Source organism: Methyloversatilis sp. (genome assembly GCF_051861465.1).
In the GTDB taxonomy this organism is placed as follows: Bacteria; Pseudomonadota; Gammaproteobacteria; order Burkholderiales; family Rhodocyclaceae; genus Methyloversatilis.
Genome location: NZ_JBHYCQ010000016.1, coordinates 21,432 through 46,670 on the forward strand (window position 1 = coordinate 21,432; position 25,239 = coordinate 46,670).

General features: G+C 64.4%; 21 protein-coding genes. 5 read left to right on the forward strand and 16 right to left on the reverse strand.

The window, feature by feature from the left end; translation table 11 throughout:
• Positions 1 to 357: 357 nt before the first annotated feature.
• The 10 genes from ACTIFF_RS17120 to ACTIFF_RS17165 all read right to left on the reverse strand — a co-directional run bounded on the left by ACTIFF_RS17120 (position 358) and on the right by ACTIFF_RS17165 (position 14,560).
• Positions 358 to 1,824, reverse strand: coding sequence for a glutamate synthase subunit beta (locus tag ACTIFF_RS17120; RefSeq protein ID WP_439537931.1), 1,467 nt, complete (start codon positions 1,822 to 1,824; stop codon positions 358 to 360).
• 14 nt (positions 1,825 to 1,838) lie between these two features.
• Positions 1,839 to 6,506 (reverse strand): glutamate synthase large subunit, encoded by a 4,668-nt coding sequence (gltB, locus tag ACTIFF_RS17125; protein ID WP_439537932.1) that lies wholly within the window; start codon positions 6,504 to 6,506, stop codon positions 1,839 to 1,841.
• Positions 6,507 to 6,807: 301 nt separating this feature from the next.
• On the reverse strand, positions 6,808 to 7,929 hold the full coding sequence (locus tag ACTIFF_RS17130; protein WP_439537933.1) for a deoxyguanosinetriphosphate triphosphohydrolase: 1,122 nt from the start codon (positions 7,927 to 7,929) through the stop codon (positions 6,808 to 6,810).
• Positions 7,922 to 9,010, reverse strand: coding sequence for a 3-dehydroquinate synthase (aroB, locus tag ACTIFF_RS17135; RefSeq protein ID WP_439537934.1), 1,089 nt, complete (start codon positions 9,008 to 9,010; stop codon positions 7,922 to 7,924). The genes ACTIFF_RS17130 and aroB overlap by 8 nt, the downstream gene beginning before the upstream one ends.
• Complete coding sequence (locus ACTIFF_RS17140) at positions 8,998 to 9,525, reverse strand: shikimate kinase (RefSeq protein WP_257082040.1); 528 nt, start codon at positions 9,523 to 9,525, stop codon at positions 8,998 to 9,000. Before ACTIFF_RS17140 ends, aroB begins: the two co-directional genes overlap by 13 nt.
• 77 nt (positions 9,526 to 9,602) lie before the next feature.
• Positions 9,603 to 11,723 carry a type IV pilus secretin PilQ gene (locus ACTIFF_RS17145; RefSeq protein ID WP_439537935.1) on the reverse strand — a complete coding sequence of 707 codons (2,121 nt, stop codon included), beginning with the start codon at positions 11,721 to 11,723 and terminating at the stop codon, positions 9,603 to 9,605.
• On the reverse strand, positions 11,720 to 12,247 hold the full coding sequence (locus ACTIFF_RS17150; protein WP_439537936.1) for a pilus assembly protein PilP: 528 nt from the start codon (positions 12,245 to 12,247) through the stop codon (positions 11,720 to 11,722). Before ACTIFF_RS17150 ends, ACTIFF_RS17145 begins: the two co-directional genes overlap by 4 nt.
• Positions 12,244 to 12,912 carry a type 4a pilus biogenesis protein PilO gene (locus ACTIFF_RS17155; RefSeq protein WP_439537937.1) on the reverse strand — a complete coding sequence of 223 codons (669 nt, stop codon included), beginning with the start codon at positions 12,910 to 12,912 and terminating at the stop codon, positions 12,244 to 12,246. Before ACTIFF_RS17155 ends, ACTIFF_RS17150 begins: the two co-directional genes overlap by 4 nt.
• Positions 12,909 to 13,484, reverse strand: a complete 576-nt coding sequence (locus tag ACTIFF_RS17160) for a PilN domain-containing protein (RefSeq protein WP_439537938.1) — start codon at positions 13,482 to 13,484, stop codon at positions 12,909 to 12,911. The genes ACTIFF_RS17155 and ACTIFF_RS17160 overlap by 4 nt, the downstream gene beginning before the upstream one ends.
• On the reverse strand, positions 13,481 to 14,560 hold the full coding sequence (locus tag ACTIFF_RS17165; RefSeq protein WP_223300301.1) for a pilus assembly protein PilM: 1,080 nt from the start codon (positions 14,558 to 14,560) through the stop codon (positions 13,481 to 13,483). The genes ACTIFF_RS17160 and ACTIFF_RS17165 overlap by 4 nt, the downstream gene beginning before the upstream one ends.
• Before the next feature lie 168 nt (positions 14,561 to 14,728).
• Here ACTIFF_RS17165 and ACTIFF_RS17170 point away from each other — a divergent pair, with 168 nt between their 5' ends.
• Positions 14,729 to 17,164, forward strand: a complete 2,436-nt coding sequence (locus ACTIFF_RS17170) for a penicillin-binding protein 1A (RefSeq protein WP_439537939.1) — start codon at positions 14,729 to 14,731, stop codon at positions 17,162 to 17,164.
• Here ACTIFF_RS17170 and cyaY read toward each other — a convergent pair.
• Positions 17,124 to 17,444, reverse strand: coding sequence for an iron donor protein CyaY (gene cyaY, locus ACTIFF_RS17175; RefSeq protein WP_305632692.1), 321 nt, complete (start codon positions 17,442 to 17,444; stop codon positions 17,124 to 17,126). The two genes, ACTIFF_RS17170 and cyaY, sit on opposite strands and share 41 nt — an antisense overlap.
• A gap of 15 nt (positions 17,445 to 17,459) precedes the next feature.
• Between cyaY and lptM the strand changes: the two genes are divergently transcribed.
• From lptM to fae, 4 genes are all read left to right on the forward strand, one after another.
• Positions 17,460 to 17,645: an LPS translocon maturation chaperone LptM gene (gene lptM / locus ACTIFF_RS17180; protein ID WP_439537940.1), complete on the forward strand. Its 186-nt coding sequence runs from the start codon at positions 17,460 to 17,462 to the stop codon at positions 17,643 to 17,645.
• A complete protein-coding gene (gene lysA / locus ACTIFF_RS17185; protein WP_439537941.1) occupies positions 17,642 to 18,883 on the forward strand; it encodes a diaminopimelate decarboxylase in 1,242 nt (413 codons plus the stop codon). The genes lptM and lysA overlap by 4 nt, the downstream gene beginning before the upstream one ends.
• 4 nt (positions 18,884 to 18,887) lie before the next feature.
• Positions 18,888 to 19,301 carry an RNA-binding S4 domain-containing protein gene (locus tag ACTIFF_RS17190; RefSeq protein ID WP_439537942.1) on the forward strand — a complete coding sequence of 138 codons (414 nt, stop codon included), beginning with the start codon at positions 18,888 to 18,890 and terminating at the stop codon, positions 19,299 to 19,301.
• A gap of 61 nt (positions 19,302 to 19,362) precedes the next feature.
• Positions 19,363 to 19,899 (forward strand): formaldehyde-activating enzyme, encoded by a 537-nt coding sequence (gene fae, locus ACTIFF_RS17195; protein ID WP_439537943.1) that lies wholly within the window; start codon positions 19,363 to 19,365, stop codon positions 19,897 to 19,899.
• 47 nt (positions 19,900 to 19,946) lie between these two features.
• Here the strand turns inward: fae and ACTIFF_RS17200 are convergent, their stop codons facing one another.
• From ACTIFF_RS17200 to gmk, 5 genes are read right to left on the reverse strand one after another with little or no spacing between them, the layout of a single operon-like run.
• Positions 19,947 to 21,404: an exonuclease domain-containing protein gene (locus ACTIFF_RS17200; RefSeq protein WP_439537944.1), complete on the reverse strand. Its 1,458-nt coding sequence runs from the start codon at positions 21,402 to 21,404 to the stop codon at positions 19,947 to 19,949.
• A 43-nt stretch (positions 21,405 to 21,447) separates the two neighbouring features.
• Positions 21,448 to 21,654 carry a DUF3460 family protein gene (locus ACTIFF_RS17205; RefSeq protein ID WP_439537945.1) on the reverse strand — a complete coding sequence of 69 codons (207 nt, stop codon included), beginning with the start codon at positions 21,652 to 21,654 and terminating at the stop codon, positions 21,448 to 21,450.
• A 28-nt stretch (positions 21,655 to 21,682) separates the two neighbouring features.
• On the reverse strand, positions 21,683 to 23,944 hold the full coding sequence (locus tag ACTIFF_RS17210) for a RelA/SpoT family protein (protein WP_439537946.1): 2,262 nt from the start codon (positions 23,942 to 23,944) through the stop codon (positions 21,683 to 21,685).
• Positions 23,945 to 23,999: 55 nt separating this feature from the next.
• Positions 24,000 to 24,206: a DNA-directed RNA polymerase subunit omega gene (rpoZ, locus tag ACTIFF_RS17215; protein WP_069038465.1), complete on the reverse strand. Its 207-nt coding sequence runs from the start codon at positions 24,204 to 24,206 to the stop codon at positions 24,000 to 24,002.
• Positions 24,207 to 24,208: 2 nt separating this feature from the next.
• Positions 24,209 to 24,829, reverse strand: coding sequence for a guanylate kinase (gene gmk / locus ACTIFF_RS17220; protein ID WP_439537947.1), 621 nt, complete (start codon positions 24,827 to 24,829; stop codon positions 24,209 to 24,211).
• Positions 24,830 to 25,239: the final 410 nt, after the last annotated feature.

Consider the following 25,239-nt stretch of genomic DNA (forward strand, 5'->3'; position numbering starts at 1 on the left):
TTTGGGAGCGACGCTCGTTTGGGAGCGACATTTGTATAGGAGCAGCGCCCTCGCCGCGATCGTACAGCGATGACCGTTGATCAATGCGCCGATCGCGGCGGGGACGCCGCTCCCACAAGTCCCTACGTTTGAGTCTCGCCGTGGTCACCGGAGGCGCGCCGCCCCTGTGGGAGCGGCGCCCTCGCCGCGATGCGCACTTCGCGCCGTGATGGTCACGAGACGGATCGCGGCGGGGACGCCGCTCCCACAAGTCCCTGCGCTTCAAGCCGCGCCGTGGTCACCGGAGGGGCGCCGCTCCCACAAGGGCCGCTTCAGTTCCCCTTTTCGCCCGCAGGGCGATCAGAAAGGGGCGGGCGATCAGCGCGGCAGGGTCGATGAACCCATCAGGAACTGATCAACTTCGCGGGCGCACTGACGACCTTCACGGATCGCCCACACGACGAGCGACTGACCGCGGCGCATGTCGCCGGCGGCGAATACCTTGGGCACGCTGGTGGCGTAGCAGCCGTCACCGTCGGTCGTGGCCCGGGCGTTGCCGCGGGTGTCCTTCTCGACGCCGAAGCTGTCGAGGATGCTGGCGGCCGGGCTGACGAAACCCATGGCGAGCAGCACGAGGTCGGCGTCCATCAGGGTTTCCGAGCCGGGCACTTCCTGCATGCGGCCGTCTTTCCACTCGACGCGCACGGCCTTGAGCTGCTTGACCTTGCCGTTCTCACCGATGAATTCCTTGGTCGCGACCGCCCAGTCACGCTCGCAGCCTTCTTCGTGGCTGGACGAGGTGCGCAGCTTGACCGGCCAGTACGGCCACACCAGCGGCTTGTTCTCGGCTTCCGGCGGCTGCGGCAGCAGCTCGAACTGGCTCACGCTGGCTGCACCGTGGCGGTTCGACGTGCCGACGCAGTCCGAACCGGTGTCGCCGCCGCCGATCACGACGACGTGCTTGCCGGTTGCCATGATCTGGTTCGGCACGGTATCGCCGGCGACCACGCGATTCTGCAGCGGCAGAAAGTCCATCGCGAAATGCACGCCATCGAGGTCGCGGCCGGGCACCGGCAGATCGCGCGGCTGTTCGGCGCCACCGGCCAGCACGACGGCGTCGAAGTCGGCGTTCAACTGCGCCGGGCTGATGACGGTTGCGGCGTCGCTGTGCACCGGCGAACCTTCCGGCAGATCACCGATGCGCACGCCGGTGCGGAAGGTGACGCCTTCGGCTTCCATCTGCGCGACGCGACGGTCGATGTGCGACTTTTCCATCTTGAAGTCGGGGATGCCGTAACGCAGCAGGCCGCCGACGCGGTTGTTCTTCTCGAACACGGTGACATCGTGGCCGACGCGGGCCAGTTGCTGCGCCACCGCCAGACCCGCCGGGCCGGAGCCGACGACAGCCACCTTCTTGCCGGTCTTGACGGCCGGCGGCTGCGGCACGACCCAGCCCATTTCCCAGGCTTTGTCGATGATGGCGTGCTCGATCGACTTGATGCCCACCGCGTCGCTGTTGATGGTCAGCGTACAGGCGGCTTCGCACGGCGCCGGGCAGATGCGGCCGGTGAATTCCGGGAAGTTGTTGGTCGAATGCAGCACATCGATCGCCTGCTTCCAGTCCTGGCGATACACCAGGTCGTTGAAGTCGGGAATGATGTTGTTGACCGGGCAGCCGCTGTTGCAGAACGGGATGCCGCAATCCATGCAACGTGCCCCCTGAACCTTGGCTTCTTCGTCGCTCAGGTGCAGCACGAACTCACGGTAGTTGTGGACGCGCTCGGCGACCGGCAGCGACGCCTCGGACAGACGCTGGAATTCAAGAAAACCGGTGGACTTTCCCATGACTCGTGTTCCTGTTACTTGGCCAGGGCTGCGCTCGGCGCTTCCGCCTTGGCAGCCATTTCGCGCAGCGCGCGACGGTATTCGATCGGCATCACCTTGACGAACTTCGCGCGCCACTGCGCCCAGTTGTCGAGCACGTCGCGCGCGCGCGCCGACCCGGTGAAGTGCAGGTGACGGGTGACCAGGCGACGGATGATCTCTTCGTCGCACATGTCGACATGGTTTACCACCGCGCGACCGATCACGTCGATGTCGGCGTCGTCCGCCAAATCACCGCTGAGGGCGTCGATTTCGACCATGGACATGTTGCAGCGTTTGGCGAAGCTGCCGTCCTCGTCGAGCACGTAGGCCACGCCGCCCGACATGCCGGCGGCGAAGTTGCGACCGGTCTGGCCGAGCACGACCACGGTACCGCCGGTCATGTATTCGCAGCCGTGGTCACCGGTGCCTTCGACCACCGCGATGGCGCCCGAATTGCGCACCGCGAAGCGCTCGCCGGCCACGCCGCGGAAGTAGCACTCGCCTTCGATCGCGCCGTACAGCACGGTGTTGCCGACGATGATGTTCTGTTCGGCCTTGCCGCGGAACGCATCGCTCGGCTTGATGATGATGCGACCGCCCGACAGGCCCTTGGCGACGTAGTCATTGCCCTGACCGGTCAGTTCCAGCGTGATGCCGCGCGCGATGAAGGCGCCGAAGCTCTGCCCGGCGGTACCGGACAGCTTCACCGTGATGGTGCCGTCGGGCAGGCCGGCGTGGCCGTACCGGCTGGCCACGGCGTGCGACAGCATGGTGCCGGCGGTGCGGTTCACATTGGTGATCGGCGATTGGATGACCACCGGCTGGCCGGTTTCGATGGCGTCCTTCGCCTTGGCGATCAGCGCATGGTCGAGCGCGCGGTCGATGCCGTGGTCCTGCGTTTCCGAATGGCAGCGCGACACCTCGGCCGGTACCGGCGGCATGAAGAAGATGCGCGAAAAGTCGAGCCCGCGCGCCTTCCAGTGTTCGATGCCGGCACGCGTGTCGAGCAGGTCGGCGCGGCCGATCAGGTCTTCGAACCTGCGGATGCCCATCGACGCCATCAATTCGCGCACTTCTTCGGCGACGAAGAAGAAGAAATTGACGACGTGTTCAGGCTGGCCGGTGAATTTCTTGCGCAGCACCGGATCCTGGGTCGCGACGCCGACCGGACAGGTGTTGAGGTGGCACTTGCGCATCATGATGCAGCCTTCGACCACCAGCGGCGCGGTGGCGAAGCCGAATTCGTCGGCGCCGAGCAGCGCACCGATCAGCACATCCCGACCGGTCTTCATCTGGCCGTCGGCCTGTACGCGGATACGTCCGCGCAGGCGATTCAGCACCAGCGTCTGCTGGGTTTCGGCGAGACCGAGTTCCCACGGCGTACCGCAGTGCTTGATCGACGAAATCGGGCTGGCACCGGTGCCGCCGTCGTGACCGGCGATCACGACGTGGTCCGCCTTGGCCTTGGACACGCCGGCCGCCACGGTGCCGACACCGATTTCGGACACCAGCTTGACCGACACCGACGCCTGCGGATTCGAGTTCTTCAGATCGTGGATCAGCTGCGCCAGATCTTCGATCGAGTAGATGTCATGGTGCGGCGGCGGCGAAATCAGGCCGACACCCGGCACCGAGTGACGCAGGAAGCCGATGTACTCCGACACCTTGTGACCGGGCAGCTGACCACCCTCGCCCGGCTTGGCACCCTGTGCCATCTTGATCTGCAGCTGGTCGGCGCTGGCCAGGTATTCGGCGGTGACGCCGAAACGGCCGGAGGCGACCTGCTTGATCTTCGAGCGCAGCGAATCGCCCTTCTTCAGCGGCAGGCTCACTTCGACGCGCGACGAACCGATCAGCTTGTCGAGCGTGGTGTCTTCGGTCACCGGCTTGAAACGGATCGGATCTTCGCCGCCCTCACCGGTGTTCGACTTGCCGCCGATGCGGTTCATCGCGATGGCCAGCGTGGTGTGCGCTTCGGTCGAAATCGAACCGAGCGACATGGCGCCGGTGGCGAAACGACGGACGATTTCCGCCGCCGGTTCGACTTCGGACAGCGGCACCGGCGGGCCGGCCGGCTTGATGTCGAACAGGCCGCGCAGCGTCATGTGACGCTTCGTCTGGTCGTTGATGATCTTCGCGTATTCCTTGTACGTGTCGTACTTGTTGGCACGCGTCGAGTGCTGCAGCTTGGCGATCGCGTCCGGCGTCCACATGTGCTCTTCGCCGCGGATGCGGAAGGCGTACTCGCCGCCGGCATCCAGCGCATTGGCCAGCACCGGGTCGTTGCCGAAGGCCTGGGTGTGCGTGCGCAGCGCTTCTTCGGCGACTTCCGCCAGGCCGATGCCTTCGACCTGGGTGGCCGTGCCGGTGAAGTAGCGCTTCACGAAGGCCGAGTTGAGGCCGATCGCTTCGAAGATCTGCGCGCCGCTGTACGACTGATAGGTCGAAATGCCCATCTTGGACATGACCTTGTTCAGACCCTTGCCGACCGCCTTGATGAAGCGCTTGGACGCTTCCTTGGTCGACAGCCCGGACGGCAGCTCGTTGGAAATCTCGGCGATGGTGTCGAAGGCCAGCCACGGACAGATCGCCTCGGCGCCGTAACCGGCGAGCAGTGCGAAGTGATGCGTTTCTCGTGCCGAACCGGTGTCGATCACCAGACCGGTCAGCGTGCGCAGGCCCTTGCGCACCAGATGGTGATGCACGGCCGACGTGGCGAGCAGCGCGGGGACGGCGACGCGCTCGCGCGACACGGCGCGGTCCGACAGCAGCACGATGTTGAAGCCGTCGGCGACCGACTTTTCGGCTGCGTTCTGCAGACGCTGGAGGGTGGCTTCGCAACCGGCTGCGCCATCGGCGGCCGGATAGGTCATGTCGAGCACCAGCGAACGGTACTTGCCGCCGGTCAGGCGCTCGATGTCGCGCAGGCGCATCAGATCCTGGTTGGTCAGCACCGGCTGGGTCAGTTCGAGGCGCGGTGTCAGGCCGTCTTCGTTGTCGGCCACGCCCATCAGGTTCGGACGCGGGCCGATGAAGGACGCGAGCGACATGACGATCTCTTCGCGGATCGGGTCGATCGGCGGATTGGTCACCTGCGCGAACAGCTGCTTGAAATAGCTGTACAGCGGCTTGTTGCGGTCGGACAGCACCGGCAGCGTCGAATCATTGCCCATCGAACCGACGGCTTCTTCGCCGGCCGAGGCCATCGGCGCGAGGATGAACTTGATGTCTTCCTGGGTGTAGCCGAAGGCCTGCTGCGTGTCGAGCAGGGTTTCCGTGCGGCTGTTCGCGTACCCGACCTCTTCCAGTTCGGTCAGGAAGAAGCGCGAATCGGTGATCCACTTGTCGTACGGGTATTCGGTCGACAGCTCGTGCTTGAGCGCGCCGTCTTCGATGATCGCGCCCTTTTCGAGGTCGATCATGAACATCTTGCCCGGCTGCAGGCGCCATTTCTGGATGATGCGTTCGTCCGGAATCGGCAGCACGCCCATCTCGGACGCCATGACGACCATGTCGTCATCGGTCACCAGGAAACGTGCCGGGCGCAGGCCGTTGCGGTCGAGCGTGGCACCGATCTGGCGACCGTCGGTGAAGGCCACGGCGGCCGGGCCGTCCCACGGCTCCATGATTGCGGCGTGGAATTCGTAGAACGCACGGCGCTCTTCGTCCATCAGCGGATTGCCGGCCCAGGCTTCCGGGATCAGCATCATCATGGCGTGAGCGAGCGAGTAGCCGCCCATCACCAGCAGTTCGAGCGCGTTGTCGAACGATGCGGAATCGGAGCCGCCTTCGACGATCAGCGGCCACAGCTTGTCGAGATCCTGGCCGAGCGCAGCCGACTTCATCGACTTCTGGCGCGCCTTCATCCAGTTGATGTTGCCGCGCACGGTGTTGATTTCACCGTTGTGGGCAATCATGCGGAAGGGGTGGGCCAGATCCCAGGTCGGGAAGGTGTTGGTCGAGAAGCGCTGATGCACCAGGGCCAGCGCCGACATCGCGCGGCTGTCCTGCAGGTCGAGGAAGTACTCGCCCACCTGGTTGGCCAGCAGCATGCCCTTGTAAACAAGGGTGCGCGACGACAGCGACGGAATATAGAACTGACCGACGTCGGACAGCTTGAGCGCGCGCACCGCATGTTCGACGCGCTTGCGCACGACGAACAGCTTGCGCTCGAAGGCGGTCTGGTCAACCACGGTGTCCGGGCGGCCGATCAGCACCTGGCGCATCTGCGGCTCCATGGCGCGGGCGGCTTCGGCCAGCACGCTGCTGTCGCGCGGCAGATCGCGCCAGCCGAGGAAGGTCAGGCCTTCTTCGTGGATGATGCGCGCGACAACCGATTCACAGGCGGCGGCGCCATTGGCGGATTGCGGCAGGAAAACGGTTCCGCAAGCGTAGTCGCCGGCGGCGGGCAGCGTGATGCCGAGTTTGCCGGCCTCGTCGCGCAGCAGCGCGTCGGGAAGCTGGATCAGGATGCCGGCACCGTCGCCGAGCATCGGGTCGTAACCGGTGGCACCCCGATGGTCGAGATTCTTCAGGATCAGCAGACCCTTTTCGATGATGTCGTGCGACGTGCGATTCTTGATGTTCGCAACGAAACCCACACCACATGCATCGTGCTCGTTTTCGGGGTCGTACAGACCTTGAGTATGGGGAAGACCCATTGCATTCGTCCTCGGAACTCGTTTGCCAACCGCGCACGGAACCGGCCCTGCGGCCTGTCGCACTGCGGGAATTCGCACCTCCAAGCCCGTGAAAAAGCCGGCTTCCACGATCATCGCCTGACGGCGGGACGATGTGGGCACCGGCTCGGGTGGCCTGGCCGCTTCAACGCTGAAGCCGCTCCGGGCACTTTTGGGGTGGACGAAGGAGTATACGGACATGCACGGCCGCAGACAATACTCGTTCCGCGGTGCATCAAAACGTGACGGAATATGGCGTAAGGCGCGGCGTGCGGCGGTCGCTTCAGATGTCGCCCACGGCAAACAGCCGGCGGTGTTCGCGCATGGCGTAACGGTCGGTCATGCCGGCGATGTAATCGGCGATGGCGCGTGCGCGGTCGTCCTTCGCCATGGACTGGTACTGCGGCGGCAGCAACTTCGGATCGCCGTGGAAGGCGCCGAACAGCTCGGCCACGATGCGCCGCGCCTTGGCCGTCATGCGCAGCACCTGATAATGGCGGTACAGCTCGTCGCGCAGGAATTGCTTCAGGGCGCGCTGCTCCGCCCGCATGGCGTCACTGTAGGCGACGAGCTCCGGCCCGCCGCGCACGTCTTCGATCGACTTCGGCGCGGCCGCCGCGATGCGCGAACGGGTTTCGGCCACCAGATCAACGACTTGCGCGTTGATCATGCGCCGGATCGTTTCGTGGATCAGGCGCCGGCCGGTGATCTGCGGGTAACGTTCGAGCACTTCGCGCCGGTAGCGCGCGAACACCGGCACCTCTTCCAGCTGTTCAAGCGTGATCAGGCCGGAGCGCAGACCGTCGTCGACGTCGTGATTGTTATAGGCGATTTCGTCCGCCAGATTGCAGATCTGCGCCTCGATGGTCGGCTGGGTGCGCTCGATGAAGCGCCGGCCCAGGTCGCCGAGGTCGCGCGCGCGGGCCGGCGAACAGTGCTTCAGAATGCCTTCGCGCGTCTCGAACGTGAGGTTCAGTCCATCGAAGGCGCCGTAGCGCTCTTCCAGCAGATCCACCGTGCGCAGGCTCTGCAGGTTGTGCTCGAAGCCGCCGTGTTCACGCATGCACTCGTTCAGTGCGTCCTGGCCGGCATGCCCGAACGGCGTATGGCCAAGGTCGTGCGACAGCGAAATCGCCTCGACCAGATCCTCATTCACCCGCAGCGCGCGCGCGATCGAGCGGGCGATCTGCGCCACTTCGATGCTGTGGGTCAGCCGCGTGCGAAAGAGGTCGCCCTCGTGATTGACGAATACCTGCGTCTTGTATTCGAGGCGGCGGAACGCGGTGCTGTGGATGATGCGGTCGCGGTCGCGCTGGAACTGGCTGCGCTCCGACGGCGCCTCTTCGGCGTGCACACGGCCCAGCGAGTTGTCTTCACGTGCGGCGTACGCGGCCAGTTCAGACATCGGCGCAACACTGTTCAATCGCCGATGCGACGTCAGGCCGCGTCGCCTCGCCCCACACCACGGCGTCGCCGATGGCGCGCAGCAGCACCAGCCGCAGCTTGCCGGCTTCGACCTTCTTGTCGTGCGACATCAGTTCGAGATAACGGTCGACACCCAGGCGCGGGCCGCGCAGCGCCAGGCCGGCCGCTTCGTGAATGGCGCGGATGCGCGCGATGTCGGCGTCGCCCAGCCAGCCCAGCCGGCGCGACAGTTCAGCCGCCATCAGCGTGCCGGCGGCGACGGCTTCGCCGTGCAGCCATTCGCCGTAGCCCAGACCGGTTTCGATCGCGTGGCCGAAGGTATGGCCGAGATTGAGCAGCGCCCGGACACCGGTTTCGGTTTCGTCCTCGATCACCACCTCGGCCTTGTTGCGGCAGGAGCGTTCGATGGCAAACGCCAGCGCGTCGGCGTCGCGCGCGAGCAGGCGCGGCATGTTGATTTCGAGCCAGTCGAAGAATTCGCGGTCACGGATCAGGCCGTACTTGATCACTTCGGCCAGGCCGGCCTTCAATTCGCGCGCCGGCAGGGTATCGAGCGTATCGATGTCGGCCAGCACCAGCTTCGGCTGATGGAAGGCGCCGATCATGTTCTTGCCGAGCGGGTGATTGATGGCGGTCTTGCCGCCGACGCTGGAATCCACCTGCGACAGCAGCGTGGTCGGCACCTGGATTAAGGGCACGCCGCGCTGATAGGTGGCGGCGGCAAAGCCGACCATGTCGCCGATGACGCCACCGCCCAGCGCGATCAGCGTCGTCGAACGTTCGACCCGGGCGCCGAGCAGCGCGTCGAAAATGAGGTTCAACGTCGGCCAGTCCTTGTGCGCCTCGCCGTCAGGCAGCACCACCAGCTGGTGGGCGACATCGACCGAATCGAGCGCGGCGAGCACACGTGCGGCGTACAGCGGTGCGACCACCTCATTGCTGATGACGACCGCGCGCTTGCGTTTGAGCACCGACGCCAGCAGGTCGCCGCGATCGATCAGGCCGCGACCGATGTGGATGTCGTAGGCGCGTTCATCAAGGGCGACGTTCAGGCTGCGCATCGGCTCAGGTATTCCCGTTCAAGTTGACGGACGATGGTCAGCGGGCTGCCGTGCCCGCTTTCGGCGATGAAATCCGCCACTTCACGGTACAGCGGATCGCGGATGCCGTGCAGTTCGCGTACCCGCGCGCGCGGGTCATCGACCTGCAGCAACGGACGGTTTCGGTCGCCGCGGGTGCGGTGCCAGAGCACGTCGGGGGGGACATCCAGATAGACGACCCAGCCGCCGGCCTTCAGGTGCTTGCGGTTCATCGGGTCGAGCACTGCGCCGCCACCGGTCGCGAGCACCAGGCCGGAGTCCTGGGCGAGTGATTCGATCACTGCACTTTCGCGCCGGCGGAAACCCGCCTCGCCCTCGATTTCGAAGATGGTCGGGATGCTGACGCCGGTGCGCGCTTCGATTTCGTGATCGCAGTCGACGAAGCGTTTGCGCAGGCGTCGCGCAAGCTGCCGGCCGACCGTGGTTTTGCCGGCGCCCATCAGGCCGACGAGAATGATGTTGTCGCTGTGTTCCACGGGCCGGATTCTAGCAGTGCCCGCCCGCCCCGGCAGACGGCCTCGAGTTCAGGGCCGCCCGTCCGGTGGATTCGAGATCAGCGCAGCGTGAGGTTGTCGCTGACGATGCGCGGCGTCACGAAGATGAGCAGCTCGGCGCGGTTGTCGCGGGTTTCCGTGTTGCGGAACAGGAAACCGACATACGGCAGGTCGCCGAGGAACGGCACGCGCGACTGGGTGCGGCGTTCTTCCTGCGTGTAGATACCGCCGATCACCACCGTGCCGCCGTTCTCGACCAGCACATCGGTCTTGACGTGCTTGGTGTCGATGGCCACACCGGCACCGGTGGCCAGCTGGGTGTTGGGCGTGTCCTTGTTGATGTCGAGCGCCATCTGTACGCGGCCGTCCGGCGTGATCTGCGGCTTCACCTTCAACATCAGGTTGGCCTTGCGGAAGGAAATGCTGGTCGCACCGGAGCTGGTGGCCTGCTGGTACGGAATCTCGACGCCCTGCTCGATCAGCGCTTCGTTCTGGTCGGAGGTCATGACACGCGGGCTTGAAATCACCTTGCCCTTGCCGTCCTGCTCAAGAGCGGACAGTTCGAGGTTCAGGAAGCGGGTTGCTGCCGAATTGAACAGCACGAACGACAGCTGACCCGGCGAGCGGCCGCTGATGTTCGACGCGCGCAGATTGACGCCGAGCGAATCCGTGGCGAAGTTGGGTTGCGTCTGTACCTGACCTGTCTGGAAGCCGGTGGCCAGTGAAGAACCGCCGATGTTCAAACCCGCCCGGCCGAGTTGTACCGAGCCCGACTGCGACTGGTTCAGACCCAGACGCGCACCCAGGTTCTTGGCGAAGTCTTCGTTCGCTTCGACGATGCGTGCTTCGATGAGCACCTGACGCGTCGCCACGTCGAGTTCGCCGAGGATGCGGCGAATATCTTCGAGGCGGGCCGGAATGTCGGTCACGATCAGCTTGTTGGTGCGCACGTCCATCACGATCGAACCGCGCTTGGACAGGAAACGCTTGTCCTTGTCGTCGGTGATCGCCTTGTGCAGCACATCGGCCTTGTGATAGTTCAGCTGGAAGGTTTCGGTGCGCAGCGGCTCGAGTTCGCTGACCTGCTGCTGGCTCTCCAGGGCAAGCTTTTCCTTGGCCGACAGTTCATCGCGCGGCGCGATCCAGATCACGTTGCCGGTCTTGCGCTTGTCCAGGCCCTTGGCGTCGAGAATGATGTCGAGCGCCTGGTCCCACGGCACGTCCTTCAGCCGCAGCGTGAGCGAACCGCCGACCGTGTCGGACGTGATGATGTTGTTGTCGGTGAAGTCGGCGATGACCTGAAGCACCGAACGGACGTCGATGTTCTGGAAGTTCAGCGACAGCTTCTCGCCCTGGTAGCCCGGCTTGCTGCCCTGAACCAGCTTGTTCGGATCTTCGACCAGACGCTTCACTTCGAGGATGAACTGATTCTCGCTCTGGTAGGCGTTGTGCTCCCACAGGCCGGTCGGCGTCACCGTGAGGCGCGTGTTGGCACCGGATCGCACGACTTCCATCTGCGTGATCGGCGTGCCGAAGTCGGTCACGTCATAGCGCTTCAGGAATTCGTCCGCCACCGACGCGCGCAGGAACTCGACCACCAACTTGGTGCCTTGCTGGCGGATGTCGATACCGGTGTTCGGATCGGACAGTTCGACCACCACGCGGCCCTCGCCATCCTTGCCGCGACGGAAGCCGACATTGCGCAGCATCTGCGCGTCCTGCGACACACCCGGCTCGGCAAAGCGCGACACATTGTCGGACTGGGCAACCGCCTCGGAACTGGCCGGCATCGCGAGGCTGATGTAGAGGTCACGCCCGGAGATGCGCGTATTGAACGGCGACAGCTTGTTCAGATTCAGCACCAGACGCGTGCGATCGCCGACTTCGACGATGTTGTAGCTGCGCAGATGTGCCTCATTGACGGTCTGCGAGTTGCGACCCACGGCATTGCCTGTGGCGGGGAAATCGAACGCCACGCGCGCGGGCGATGCGACGCTGAAATTGGCCGGCACCGCAGGCAGTTCGGTTTTGGTGGTGACCTTGATCAGCACCTCGCCGCCCTGCTGCGACACCAGAATGGATTCGATGCTGTTGGGCTGGCTCTGAGCAGACGCCGCGAGGGGTATCAGGCCTGCGCCAAGGGCCACGATCAGGCATGCGATCTTGCGGACGAAATTCATTTGTTTGTCTCCTGCTCCAGCAACTGGAGCGTACTGGTACGTTCGACCCATTCGCCGTCCGCGTCCTGAACGATTTCCTTGAGGGTGATGCCATCATCCGCAATCGCCGTGATGACACCGAAATTCTGACCCATGTAGTTCCCTGACCTGACCCGGTGCAATGTCGTGTCGGCCTTGATCAGCGCATACGCGACTTTGCCTTGCTGCAGCACGCCCACCATGGCGAGCGAATCCAGCGGGTACTGTTCGAGCGGCTCCTTGCGGCGATCCAGATCCGGACCCACACCGCCACCGCCACCGCCCTTCTTGCGCTCGGGTTCGATCTTGGCCGCGCTGAACGGATCGATCAGCGACTCGGTTTCGTAGGCCACGATGATCGAAGGCTTGATTTCAGGCAGGGGCTTGACCTGTCCCTTCAGCCCCTGGGTGCTCTGTTCCATCCACGCCCGCACGTCCTGGTGATCCTCCGAACCGCAGGCCACCAGCCCACTGCACAGCATGGCGAGGGTCAATGCGCGCTTCACTTCTTGTTCCCCTTTTCGCGCTCTGCCTTTTCGCGTTTCACGCGGGCCAGTTCTTCCTCGTCGAGGTAGCGGTAAGTGGTCGCCACCGCATCCATCTTCAGCAAGCCGTCCTTGCCTGATTCGATGCCGATCGAGCCGATGGTCACGATCCGCGACAGCTTGGCCACGTCGCCCGCGAAACTGCCGAGATCGTGATAGCCGCCGGTCACCCGCAGCGTGATCGGAAGTTCGGCGTAGAAATCCTTGACTGCCTCGCTGCCCGGACGCCAGATTTCGAACTGCAGGCCGCGACTCAGTCCGGCCTGACTGATATCCACCAGCAGCGATTCCATTTCCGCCTTGTTCGGCAGCTGCTTCAGCAAGGCGCCGAAGGAGCGATCGATATCGCTCAACTGCTGCTGATACTGTTCGAGATTGACCGCTTCACCCTTCTTCTGCAGCCATTGCGCCTTGAGCGTTTCCTCTTCTGCGCGCTTCTGCTCGAGTTCGACCATCAGCGGTTCCCACAGGAACCACCAGCCGGCAGCGACGGCGGCGATCAGCAGGCCGAGCAGCACCGCCAGTTTCGGCAGGATCGCCCAATTGCCGACATCCTTCGGATCGAGGTTCCGGAAATCATCCCCGATGCGCGAAAAATCGATCTTCGGAAGCTGGATGTCCTTCATGTCTTCCTGCCTTTGGCGGCGGGATCTTCCGCCGCCCGCGTGATGTACAGATCGAGGTTGAATTCGTTCATGCGACGCTTGTCGACGTTCGACCCCTTGATTTCCACCAGCGTCGGCCGCTCGAGCAGGGGCGACGATTCGAGGTTGCGCATCAGGCTGGACACGCGCGCGTTCGATTGCGCGTAACCGACCAGATTGATCTTTCCGCCCTGCTGCGACACCTTCCTGATGTACACGCCTTCCGGCACATTCTTGGCGAGCTCGTTGAACAGGCCCACCGCCTCGGACCGGTTGCCCTGCAGCGATTCGATGACCTGCTTGCGCTGGATCAGCGCATCGGTCTGTTCGCGCAGGCGCTTGATTTCGTCGATCGACTTGTCGAGCACCGCGATTTCGGTCTTGAGGAAGGCATTCTTTTCGTCCTGCGCCGACACGTAGCCACTGATCACGCCATTCACCAGACCGACGATGAGTGCGCCGAACAGCAGTGTCGCGCCGGAAAACGCCACGAATTGCTGGCGCCTCGCCTTGCGCTTTTCCTCGCGGTGAGGAAGCAGGTTGATCCGTATCATGCGTCGAACCTCCTCAAGGCGAGGCCGCAGGCCACGAGCAGCGACGGGGCGTCCTGACTGAGCCGCTTTGCGGTGACCGCAGACGACAGCTGCATGTCGACAAACGGATTGGCGATCCGGGTTTCCACCTGCGTGCGGTTGGCAACGACTTCATCGAGCCCCGGAATGACGGCGCAGCCGCCCGCAAGCACGATGTGGTCGACACTGTTGTACTGCGTCGACGTGAAGAAGAACTGCAGCGCGCGCGACACTTCGAGCGCAAGGTTGTCCATGAAGGGGCGCAGCAGGTCGTTCTCGAAATTTTCCGGCAGCGTGTTGGTGCGTTTCGCTGCTTCGGCCTCTTCCGGGCTCATGCCGTAGTTGCGCATGATGTCCTGCGTCAGCTGATAACCGCCGAACGCCTGTTCGCGGGAATACACCGGCTGGTCGTTGCGCAGGATGATCACATTCATCACGTTGGCACCGACATCGACCAGCACGATGTTGGTGTCCTTGCCGCCGTCGGGCAGCTGCTTCTCGACCAGTTCGAATGCCGCCTGTGCGGCGTAGGACTCGACATCGACGACCACGGCACGCAGGCCGGCCGCTTCGGCGATGGCCACGCGGTCTTCCACCTTTTCCTTGCGCGACGCGGCGATCAGCACTTCGACCTCATCCGGGCTGCCCGGCGCCGGGCCGACCACCTGGAAGTCGAGATTCACTTCATCGAGCTGAAAAGGGATGTACTGATTGGCTTCCGACTCGACCAGCACTTCGAGCTCCTGCTCGCGCTGATTGGCCGGAACGATGATCTTCTTGGTGATGACCGCCGCTGCGGGCAGCGCCAGCGCGACGTTGCGCGTCGACGTCCCCATGCGCTTCCAGGCGCGGCGGACCGCGTCGGCCACGTCATCGAGCTTGGCGATGTTGCCATCCACCACCGAATCGCGCGGCAGGTTTTCCGTGGCATAGCGCTCGATGCGGTGCTCGCCTTTCGCTGTCCGCGACAGCTCGACCAGCTTGACCGCCGAGGACGACACGTCCAACCCCAGTAAAGGGCGCGCTCCCGGGTTAAAAATCGACAGGTCGAAGGCCAAGCTTTTTCCTTTTAAGACAGTGAATTAGACCCAATACTCACAATTTACATTAAGATGCTAGCAGCAAGGTATCGACAAGTAAACAAATTTTGGGTAAGCGCGAGGCGGGGGTTCTTCGGGTCCGCCAGCTATAATTCGCGCTTGTTGCTCGCCCGGAAATCCGTCCTCTTGCCCCCCGTCCTTCGCTGGTTCATCTACCCGTTGGCTGCTCTTGCGGGCTTGCTGCTCATTGGCGCCGCGCTTGCGTTGATCGTCGTGCTGCTTGCCTACCCGCAACTGCCGTCGCTCGACATCCTCACCGACTACCGGCCCAAGATCCCGCTGCGCGTCTATAGCGCCGACGGGCATCTGATCGGCGAGTTCGGCGAAGAGCGTCGATCGGTCGTTCCGATCGACCAGGTTCCCGAGTCGCTCAAGCAGGCCATCATCGCCGCCGAGGACGAACGCTTCTATCAGCACTACGGCATCGACTACGTGGGCATCGCCCGTGCGGCCCTGTCCAACCTGACCACCTCCGGACGGAGCCAGGGTGCGAGCACCATCACCATGCAGGTGGCGCGCAACTTCTTCCTGTCCAGCGAACGCACCCTGCGCCGCAAAGTCTATGAAGCCCTGCTCGCATTCAAAATCGAGAACAGCCTGACAAAAGACCAGATACTCGAGCTCTACATCAATCAGATCTATCTGGGGCAACGCGCCTATGGCTTCGCTGCCGCGTCCAGAGCCTATTTCGGCAAAAACCTCGCAGACCTTAGCGTGGCGGAATCGGCGATGCTGGCCGGGCTGCCGAAGGCGCCTTCGAAATACAACCCGGTCGTCAATCCGAAGCGCGCCGCGCTGCGCCAGGCCTACGTGCTGCGCCGCATGAAGGATCTCGGGTACATCGACGACGCAACGCGGACGGCGGCGGTCGAACAGCAGTTGCCGGTGCGCCGGGACGGCGCCCAGTCCGAACAGCGCGCGGACTTCGTGGCCGAGATGGCGCGCCAGATCGCGGTGGAGAAATTTGGCGAGAATGCCTATGGACTCGGACTGCGTGTCGTCACGACCATACGCCGCGCTGATCAGGCGGCGGCGATCGAGGCTGTGCGCAAGGGCGTGCTCGATTACGACCGCCGGCATGGCTACCGCGGCGCCGAAGCCTTCATCGACCTGAAGGACATCGTCGCCGACGACGATGAAATGCTCGATGACCTGCTGCAGGACGTGCCGGACGCCGCCGGCCTGCACGCGGCCGTCGTGCTTGAAGCCAGCCCGACGGCGATCAAGGTCTACAAACGCGGCGGCGAGGTGCTCAAGCTCGGCGCCGACGCCATCCGGTTCGCTCGCCCGATGCTCGACGACAAGGCGCCGCCGGCACGGCGGCTGCGTCGCGGCGCGCTGGTGCGCGTGATGCCTGATAACAAGCTGGGCTGGGTGATCGCCCAGATGCCGGAGGTCGAGGCGGCGCTCGTGTCGATCGACAGTGCGGATGGCGCCGTGCGTGCGCTGGTCGGCGGCTTCGACTTCAACCGCAGCAAGTTCAACCATGTGACCCAGGGCTGGCGTCAGCCGGGGTCGAGCTTCAAGCCTTTCATCTATTCGGCCGCCCTCGAAAAAGGCTACTCGCCTTCGACGGTCGAAGAAGACACGCCGCTCGTCGTGTCGGCAGGCGAAACCGGCAGCCAGAGCTGGCAGCCCAAGAACTACGACGGCAAGTACGACGGACCGATTTCGCTGCGCACCGCGCTCGCCAAGTCGAAGAACATGGTGTCGATCCGTGTGCTGCGTTCGATCGGGCCGCGCTACGCGCAGGACTACATCACCCGCTTCGGCTTCGAGGCGGCACGCCATCCGCCGTATCTGACGATGGCGCTCGGTGCCGGATCGGTGACGCCGTGGCAGATGGCGTCCGGCTACGCGGTGTTCGCCAACGGCGGCTTCCGGGTGGAACCCTACGTGGTGCGCGAAATACAGGACGGCAGCGGCAAGGTGCTCGCGCGTTTCACACCGACTGCGCCGCGCGACGAATCACAGCGCGTGATCGACGCACGCAACGCGTACCTGATGGACAGCCTGATGCAGGACGTGGTGCGCCGCGGTACCGCAACGCGCGCGTTGCAGCTCAAGCGCAGCGACCTCGCCGGCAAGACGGGCACCACGAACGAATACCTCGACGCGTGGTTCTGCGGCTACCAGCCATCGCATGTCACGGTTGCCTGGATCGGTTTCGACACGCCACGATCGCTCGGCCGCGGCGAAACGGGCGGTTCTGCCGCGCTGCCGATGTGGGTGGACTACATGCGCCACGCGCTGAAGGATGTTCCGGAGGAGCGCCTGCCGCTGCCCGACGGTCTGATCAGCATCAATGCCGGCGAGGACGCGCGGGGCAATCCGCGCACAGACCTGATGTATGAGGAACACATGCCCCCCGAGCCGGAATCGATTCCGGACGAGCCCGAGGGGCCGGCGTCCGAAGGCGAGATACTGCCGGATGTGCCACCGCCAGCGGCGCCGCCGTCCGGCCCATCGCCCTCGGGTCACATCGTTCCAGGGTCTGCCGGGCTCGGGGGCGCCACGGATTTCAGGGCATCAGGCGTACCGGTTCGCCGGCCTGCTGGCTGAGCAGGGCTTCCAGTGCCTGCATCAACTCGGCGCCGTCGCGCGTACCGATCCAGCGACCGTCTTCCGGCCGGAAGTGAAAGCCGCCGGAACGCGCTGCCACCCAGATTTCCTGGGCGACGCCGTGCCGGTTGATCACCATTTTCGAGCCGTTGGCGAATTCGAGTTCAAGTACGCCACCGGCCTGCAGTTCATAGTCGATGTCGGCGCCGCTGCGTTCGACGGCCTGCTCGATCGCGGCCAGCGTCGCATCGGCCAATTTGTTAAATTCGTTCTCGTTCATTACCGGCTACCTGACATGTTTTCCAGCACGCTCGTGCGCATTGCCGCACTGACCCTGATACTCGCAGGCTGCGGCACCAAGGGGCCCCTGACCCTGCCGCCGAAGGACAAGATCCGGCCACCTGCGGCCGCAGTCCCTGCCACGCCGGCGCCCGCACCGGCAACGCCATCGAAGGATGATAGCAAGGTGCCTGCGCAATGAAGCACTTCGAAACCCGCAATGGCACCCTGTTCGCCGAAGGTGTTCCGCTCGAACGCGTCGCCGCCGAATTCGGCACACCGACCTTCGTGTACTCGCGCGCCGCGCTGACCGATGCGCATGCGGCCTACGCCGAGGCGCTGACCGGGCGCGACGCCATGCTGTGCTATGCGGTGAAGTCGAATTCGAACCTCGCCATCCTGAATCTGTTTGCGCGTCTTGGCACCGGCTTCGACATCGTGTCCGGCGGCGAACTGGCACGCGTCGTCGCGGCAGGCGGCGATCCGGCGAAGGTCGTCTTTTCCGGCGTCGGCAAAACGCGCGACGAAATGCGCGCGGCGCTCGAACACGGCATCTACTGTTTCAACGTCGAATCCGAACCCGAGCTGCACCGACTCGCCGAAGTCGCCGGCAGTCTCGGCAAGCGCGCCCCGATTGCCTTGCGCGTGAATCCGGACGTCGATCCGAAGACGCATCCCTACATTTCCACCGGCCTGAAGTGCAACAAGTTCGGCGTGCCGATCACCGATGCGCACGCGCTCTATCTGGCTGCGGCGAAGCTGCCGCAGCTGGACATCCGCGGCATCGCCTGTCACATCGGCTCGCAGTTGCTCGATCCGGCGCCGGTCGCCGAAGCGGCCGCCAAGGTGGTCGCGCTGGCCGAAGCACTGAACCGCGACGGCATCGAACTGCGTCATCTCGATCTGGGCGGCGGTCTCGGCATCCGCTACGACGACGAGGCGGTTCCCGCGACACGCGACTATCTCGCGCCCCTGCTGTCCGTGCTGGCCGGTCGCAAGGAAAGGCTGCTGCTCGAACCCGGTCGTTCGCTGGTCGGCAACGCCGGCGTGCTGCTGTCGAAGGTCGAGTACCTGAAGCGCGGGGAGGACCGCAACTTCGCCATCATCGACGCAGCGATGAATGACCTCGCCCGCCCGGCGCTGTACGACGCGTTCCACCGCATCGCCGCAGTGAGGCCACACGGGATACCCGACACCTACGACGTGGTGGGCCCGGTGTGCGAAAGCGGTGACTTCCTCGGCCGCGCGCGCCAACTGGCGGTCGAGCCGGAAGACCTGGTGGCGATCTTTTCCGCCGGCGCCTATGGCATGACCATGAGCTCGAACTACAACACGCGCGCCCGCGCCGCCGAGGTCATGGTGGATGGCGACACCTGCCACCTGATCCGCGCCCGCGAGCGCATCGAAGATCTGTACGCGGGCGAGCGCCTGCTGCCTTGATTCAATGAGCGGGCCGAACGACGACACGCGCGAGCGGCTGCGGCTGGACAAGTGGCTGTGGGCGGCCCGTTTCTTCAAGACACGCACGCTGGCGGCCGACGCGATCGACGCCGGCCGCATCCAGCTCAATGAGGCGCGCGCCAAACCGTCACGTGAGGTGCGTATCGGCGACCGTCTGGACATCCAGACCGGCGAGGTGCGTTACACGGTGATCGTGCAGGCACTGTCGGGCAAGCGCGGCCCTGCCGAGGTTGCACGGACGCTGTACGAAGAGACGCCCGAAAGCATGGCCGCACGTGAGGCCGCCCGCGAGCAGCGCCGGTTGCAGCCCGAGCCTTCGGTCGGCCTGCACGGCCGGCCGACCAAGACGCAGCGCCGCGAGATCGACCGGCTGCGCGCTAGAATTCGTGGCGAATGAGCTGCAGCCCGACGCCGGCTTTGCAGCGACCGAATTTTTAATCTGTTGAAAGGGAAACGAAATGTCCGAACGCATCGTGATGAAGATCGGTGAAGCCACCGTCTTCGCGAAGGAAGGCCAATTCACTGACGCCATGCCGGAAATCGTCATCGGTTCCATCGATGGCCCGGTTGGACAGGCCTTCGCCCAGATGATGGGCCAGACCGCCGGTCACACCCGCATGCTGGCCGTGCGCGACTGCAACCAGATGGCCAAACCGGCGACCATGATGGTGCCCAAGGTGACGATCAAGAATTCGCGCACGGTCGAACTGCTGGGCGGTGTCGTGCAGTCGGCCACGGCCGATGCCGTCGTCGACAGCGTTGCAGAAGGCGTCATCCCGAAGGAGCTGGTGGATGAACTGGTCATCATCGATCTGGTGTGGCTGGATCCGAATGCGGTCAAGGACACCAATCTCGACATGAAGGACCTGTACCGCACCAACTACGAAGCGATGAAGCTGGCCATCCAGCGCGCGATGACCGGCAAGCCGACGATGGAAGAGCTGATTGCCAACCGCCACAAGATCAAGCACTGCATGTACGACCCGGACGCCTGAACGTTCGGGCAGCAAGTCGAAAGAAAGGCGACCGACGGTCGCCTTTTTTATGCGACCTCGACCGCGTCCAGCGGCAGACCGTCCAGGTGGCGACGCAGGATGCGGTAGTGATCGTAGTCGAAGCGCAGTTCGCGGCCGACGAGGGTACCGGTCGGCGCGTCGTCCGGTTCGCTCCCCAGATAGCACCAGTGGGACAACCAGTGCCGTTCACCCAGCGATGCATCCAGTCGCCGCTCGCGCACCGCAATGCTTGACGGCCATGGCCAGTCGGGCATGCGCAAGCCGTCCAGCGCGCTCATCATCCGCAGATCGTGCTGACGCACCTCTTCGCGGCCACAGCACACGCCACGACAGCGCTTGATCTGAACATTGCAGCACGCGGCCGTGCGCCGCTCGTAGCCCTGCAGACCGATGCGCTTCGGGCACAGCTGCCAGGCAGTGGCCAGTTCGCGCAAGGCAGCAAGACACTCCCGTCGCGAACGGAAAGGCCCGTACAGACCGTTGAGCATGCGCGGTGCGACGCGATCCACCTCGACCAGCGTCAATGCGGCTTCTCCAGCCGCAACCTCATTGCCCGGCCCGCCGCGCACGTGCAGCGCCACGGCCGGACCGGGGGCGCGTGCCGGCTTGTTGTACGGCGGCTGCAACTGTTTCACGAGCTTCGCTTCGAGCAGCAGGGCGCCGAGTTCGCCGGCCGTTTCGGTCCATTCGACGCGCCGCGTTTCGCGCGCCAGACGCGCCGCCTGACCCGCCTTCTGCGGACCGTTGAAGTGGGACAGCACACGCGAACGCAGATTGCGGCTGCGCCCGACGAAAAGCGGGGTTTCGACCGGCGCCGGCAACAGGTCTGCGCCGACGCCGGGCGCAGCAGGTGCGCCGTAGAACAGATAGACACCGGGCGCCTCCGGCGGATCTCCCACGGCGCCCGGTGCGAAGCCGGGCACCGGCGACGCGGTAAGCCCGGACTTGCGGATGGCCGCATCGATCTGCGCGACCGGAAAATCGCGCTTCACGATGTCGAGCACATCGCACACCACTCGAGCATCACCCAGCGCGCGGTGACGCGCATCGCAGTTCAGGCCCAGCCGTTCCATCACGGCATCCAGCCCGTGGCGCGGATGCCCGGGGTAGAGCGCGCGCGACAACTTGACCGAACACAGCACGCGTGGCGCGAAGGACAGCGACAGACGGGCGAACTCGTTGCGCAGGAAGCCGTGGTCGAAGCGCGCGTTGTGGGCGACGAACAGACGGTCATGCAGCAGCGTGGACACCTGCTGCGCAATGTCGGCAAAGCCTGGCGCCCGGCGCACCATCTCGTCGGTGATGCCGGTGAAACGCTGGATGTTGCCGGGAATCGGGATGCCCGGATTGACCAGGCTGGACCATTCGACACGCTGGTCGCCATCCACCAGCACGATGCCGACCTCGGTGATGCGATCGAGCGCCGGGTCGCCGCCGGTCGTTTCCAGATCGACAACGGCCAGCGGCGTGTCGAGCAGGCTCATCGGCCGACCACGAACGTGCGCAGTGACGGGTCCGGCGGCGGATTCAGTGTGATTCGCCCGGCGTCAGGTCAGCCTGATACGGGTAGGCCTTCTGCGGCACCTTGGCTTCGTTGAAGCGGCGCTGGCTTTCGAGGTCCTGCGGCTTGTCCCACCACAGCGCGCGCCCCTTGCGCTGCTCTTCAACCTGCTCCGGATTCTTTTCCAGGTACTCACGCATGAAACGCGTGTGATCCGATTCGTATTCAGCCACTTCAGACTCCATACAGAAAATTCGATGACTACTGCTGCGTGCCCCTGCGGCCTTCTTCGGCCTTTTCGCTGCCGGCACGCACCCTGTTGATGCGTACCACTTCCGGTACGCGACGCAAGCCCTTCATGATGCGCGCGAGATGCACGCGATCACTCACCTGCAGCGTGAAATGAATCTGCGTGTACAGGCTGCCGTCTTCTTCCATGCCGACATTCTGGATGTTGGCGCCGCATTCCGCGATCTCGAACGCCACCTTGGCCAGCACGCCCGGTCGATTCGCCGACACGACGCGGATGCCGACTTCGAACACCCGACTGGTGTCGCGCTCCCACTCGACATCGACCCACTGGTCGCCTTCCTTGCGGTTGCGTCGCAGCGTCGGGCAGTCGTGCGCATGGATCATCAGGCCGGATCCCTTGCGCATCTGGCCGACGATGGGGTCGCCCGGTATCGGCTGGCAGCAGCGCGCAATCTGCACCGCCATGCCTTCCGAACCGCGGATCAGCAGCGCGCTTTCCGGTACCTCGATCCCGCTGCCGGCCTCGCGCGCCGTCTGCAGCTCGAGCAGGCTGCGGGCGACGAAGGTGGCCGAGCTCTTGCCCTGGCCGATGTCGGCGAGTGCGTCCTTGCGGTTGCGGATATCGGCCGTTTCGAGCCAGTGTGTCCACGACACATCGCTGATTTCGTCCGGCGTGACGCCGAACTGGCGCAGCGCCTGGGTCAGCAGCCGCTCGCCGAGTTGGGCCGATTCCTCGACCTGCATGTTCTTCAGGAAGTGGCGGATCTGCGCACGCGCTTTGCCAGTCTTCACGTAGCCCAGCCAGGCCGGATTCGGATTGGGGTGCGTTGCCGTGATGATGTCCACCTGATCGCCGCTGTTCAGTTCGCTGCGCAGCGGCATCAGCTCGTGATTGATGCGACAGGCCACGCAACAGTGGCCGACATCGGTGTGCACCGCGTACGCGAAGTCGACCGCCGTCGCACCGCGCGGCAGCGACATGATCTTGCCCTTGGGCGTGAACACGTAGACCTCGCCCGGAAACAGGTCGATCTTGACGTGTTCGAGGAATTCGGCCGAATCCGGCGCCGAACTCTGCAGTTCGAGCAGTGACTGCAGCCAGCGGTGCGTATTGGCCTGCAGATCATCCAGCGACTGTTCGCTGTCCTTGTACAGCCAGTGCGACGCGACGCCGTTCTGCGCGATCTGGTGCATTTCGGAGGTGCGGATCTGCACTTCGACCGGCGTGCCGAACGGGCCGATCAGCGTCGTGTGCAGCGACTGGTAGCCGTTGGCCTTGGGGATCGCGATGTAATCCTTGAACTTGCCCGGCACCGGCTTGTACAGCGCGTGCAGCGCACCCAGCGTCAGGTAGCAGGCGGCCACGTCCGGCACGACCACGCGAAAGCCGTAGATGTCGAGCACCTGCGAAAACGTCAGGTGCTTGTCGCGCATCTTGCGGAAGATCGAATACAGGCTCTTCTCGCGACCGAACACGTCGGCTTCCAGCCCGCGCTCGGGCAGGCGGGTCCGGATGGCGTCGGTGATCTTGCCGACCACCTCGCGCCGGTTGCCGCGCGCCGCCTTCATCGCGCGGTCGAGCACCCGGTAGCGCAGCGGGTACATGGCCTGGAAGGCCAGATCCTGAAGTTCGCGGTACACCGCATGCAGGCCGAGGCGGTTGGCGATCGGTGCATGAATTTCGAGCGTTTCGCGCGCAATGCGCCGCTGCTTGTCCTGCCGCACGCTGCCGAGCGTGCGCATGTTGTGCGTTCGGTCCGCCAGCTTGATCAGGATGACGCGCACGTCGCGCGCCATCGCCATCAACATCTTGCGGAAGTTTTCCGCCTGCGCGTCTTCCTTCGACTGGAACTCGATCTTGTCGAGTTTCGACACGCCATCGACCAGTTCGGCGACCACCTTGCCGAAACGTTCGGCGATCTCCTCCTTCGTGATGTCGGTATCTTCCATCACGTCGTGCAGCAGCGCGGCGCACAGCGCCTGGCTGTCGAGTTGCCAGCCGGCGAGGATTTCCGCCACCGCGACCGGATGCGACACGTAAGGCTCGCCGCTCATCCGGAACTGGCCTGCGTGGGCACTGGCGGACAGCGCGTAGGCATCGCGCACGCGGTGCACGTCCTCGTCCCGCAGATAGGCGGAAATGGATCCGATCAGGCGATCGAAGTCGCCGCCGTGGGGACCGGCGGGATTGCCCGCATGGGGATCGTTGTCGGCCAGACCGAGGGCGACAACGGGTGCTTCAGGCGAAGGCTGTATGACCGGGGTGGGCATGAGTATGTCGTCCACCGGCCGCATGGTTCAGTTCAGTGCCTGAGGCCCGGTCGCATCAGACCTGACCCCGGTTCAGGATTTCGACGCCGAACTTGCCGGCGGCGATCTCGCGCAGCGCAACGACGGTGGGCTTGTCGTTCTCGGCTTCGACCTGCGGCGTGCTGCCGGCAGCAAGCTGACGCGCACGTACGGTGGCCGCCAGCGTCAGCTGGAAACGGTTGGGGATGCGCTTGAGACAGTCTTCAACAGTGATGCGTGCCATGTTCAGTCGATGCCCAGTGATTTGAATGTTTCAGGATGCCGCGCCATCTGGCTGGTCGTCAGCAGGCGCGCGGCCTGCACGACAAGCACCAACTCAGCTTGAGCTTGACTCAGTATGTCATTGATTATAACGAAATCGAATTCGTGAAGATGACGTATCTCGTCGCGCGCCGCGGCCAGCCGCCGCTCGATGACGTCGGAGGCGTCCTGTCCACGCCCGTTCAGCCGCGCGGACAGCGCGTCAAGGGAAGGCGGCAGGATGAAGATGCCGACCGCGTCGGGAAACAGCGTGCGCACCTGCTGCGCGCCCTGCCAGTCGATTTCCAGCAGTACGTCACGGCCTGCCGACAGCTGTTCGTCGAGCCAGCGGCGCGACGTTCCATAGCCATTGCCGTGAACCTGGGCCCACTCGAGAAAGTCGCCCGCCGTGCGCATGGCGTCGAAAACAGCGGCCGACACGAAATGATAGGCCACGCCGTCGACCTCTCCCGGGCGCGCGGCGCGCGTCGTGTGCGAGATCGACAGCTGTATCCCGGGGTCGCGTTCAAGCAGACCGCGCACCAGGGTGGTCTTGCCGGCACCCGAAGGCGCACTGACGATGAAAAGCAGGCCGCGTGTTGCCATGATTTCAGTCTTGGAGGTTGTGAGCAGGATCGTTGCGATGGCGCTGATCCGCGGACGAAGAGCCAGACGGGAACAGTGCGAAGTAGGGATTCTACTGGTGCCGGCGCGGCAGATCACGCCGTGCCGTCCGCTCCGTGCCTGCAGGAGACAGTTGGAGAAAACACCGCTGGTCGGACAGAACGCCCGGGAACAGACGTTCACGGGATCCTGCCGAACGAGGATCGTCTGCCATCACGGCGCAAGAATCCGCTGCGATGATGTTGATGCTGGCCTGTCTGCAGCTCACCGCGCGCCTGCGCGGAGGCGTTCATCACACACAAGGGCCCGGTATGACTAACGACGCTGTAGAAAAACCCCATTTCGGGGCAAGTTGCTGCGTCCGGACATTGCCGGCTTGAACTCATTCTTCA

Excerpts from the sequence above, each read along its gene's own strand:
- ACTIFF_RS17130 (WP_439537933.1), bottom strand. The coding sequence starts at position 7,929 with ATGTCTGAACTGGCCGCGTACGCCGCACGTGAAGACAACTCGCTGGGC.
- ACTIFF_RS17145 (WP_439537935.1), bottom strand. The coding sequence starts at position 11,723 with ATGAATTTCGTCCGCAAGATCGCATGCCTGATCGTGGCCCTTGGCGCA.
- rpoZ (WP_069038465.1), bottom strand. The coding sequence starts at position 24,206 with ATGGCACGCATCACTGTTGAAGACTGTCTCAAGCGCATCCCCAACCGT.
- ACTIFF_RS17210 (WP_439537946.1), bottom strand. The coding sequence starts at position 23,944 with ATGCCCACCCCGGTCATACAGCCTTCGCCTGAAGCACCCGTTGTCGCC.
- ACTIFF_RS17200 (WP_439537944.1), bottom strand. The coding sequence starts at position 21,404 with ATGAGCCTGCTCGACACGCCGCTGGCCGTTGTCGATCTGGAAACGACC.
- ACTIFF_RS17160 (WP_439537938.1), bottom strand. The coding sequence starts at position 13,484 with ATGATACGGATCAACCTGCTTCCTCACCGCGAGGAAAAGCGCAAGGCG.
- cyaY (WP_305632692.1), bottom strand. The coding sequence starts at position 17,444 with ATGAACGAGAACGAATTTAACAAATTGGCCGATGCGACGCTGGCCGCG.
- gltB (WP_439537932.1), bottom strand. The coding sequence starts at position 6,506 with ATGGGTCTTCCCCATACTCAAGGTCTGTACGACCCCGAAAACGAGCAC.
- ACTIFF_RS17120 (WP_439537931.1), bottom strand. The coding sequence starts at position 1,824 with ATGGGAAAGTCCACCGGTTTTCTTGAATTCCAGCGTCTGTCCGAGGCG.
- lptM (WP_439537940.1), top strand. The coding sequence starts at position 17,460 with ATGTTTTCCAGCACGCTCGTGCGCATTGCCGCACTGACCCTGATACTC.
- gmk (WP_439537947.1), bottom strand. The coding sequence starts at position 24,829 with ATGGCAACACGCGGCCTGCTTTTCATCGTCAGTGCGCCTTCGGGTGCC.
- aroB (WP_439537934.1), bottom strand. The coding sequence starts at position 9,010 with ATGCGCAGCCTGAACGTCGCCCTTGATGAACGCGCCTACGACATCCAC.
- lysA (WP_439537941.1), top strand. The coding sequence starts at position 17,642 with ATGAAGCACTTCGAAACCCGCAATGGCACCCTGTTCGCCGAAGGTGTT.
- fae (WP_439537943.1), top strand. The coding sequence starts at position 19,363 with ATGTCCGAACGCATCGTGATGAAGATCGGTGAAGCCACCGTCTTCGCG.
- ACTIFF_RS17155 (WP_439537937.1), bottom strand. The coding sequence starts at position 12,912 with ATGAAGGACATCCAGCTTCCGAAGATCGATTTTTCGCGCATCGGGGAT.
- ACTIFF_RS17190 (WP_439537942.1), top strand. The coding sequence starts at position 18,888 with ATGAGCGGGCCGAACGACGACACGCGCGAGCGGCTGCGGCTGGACAAG.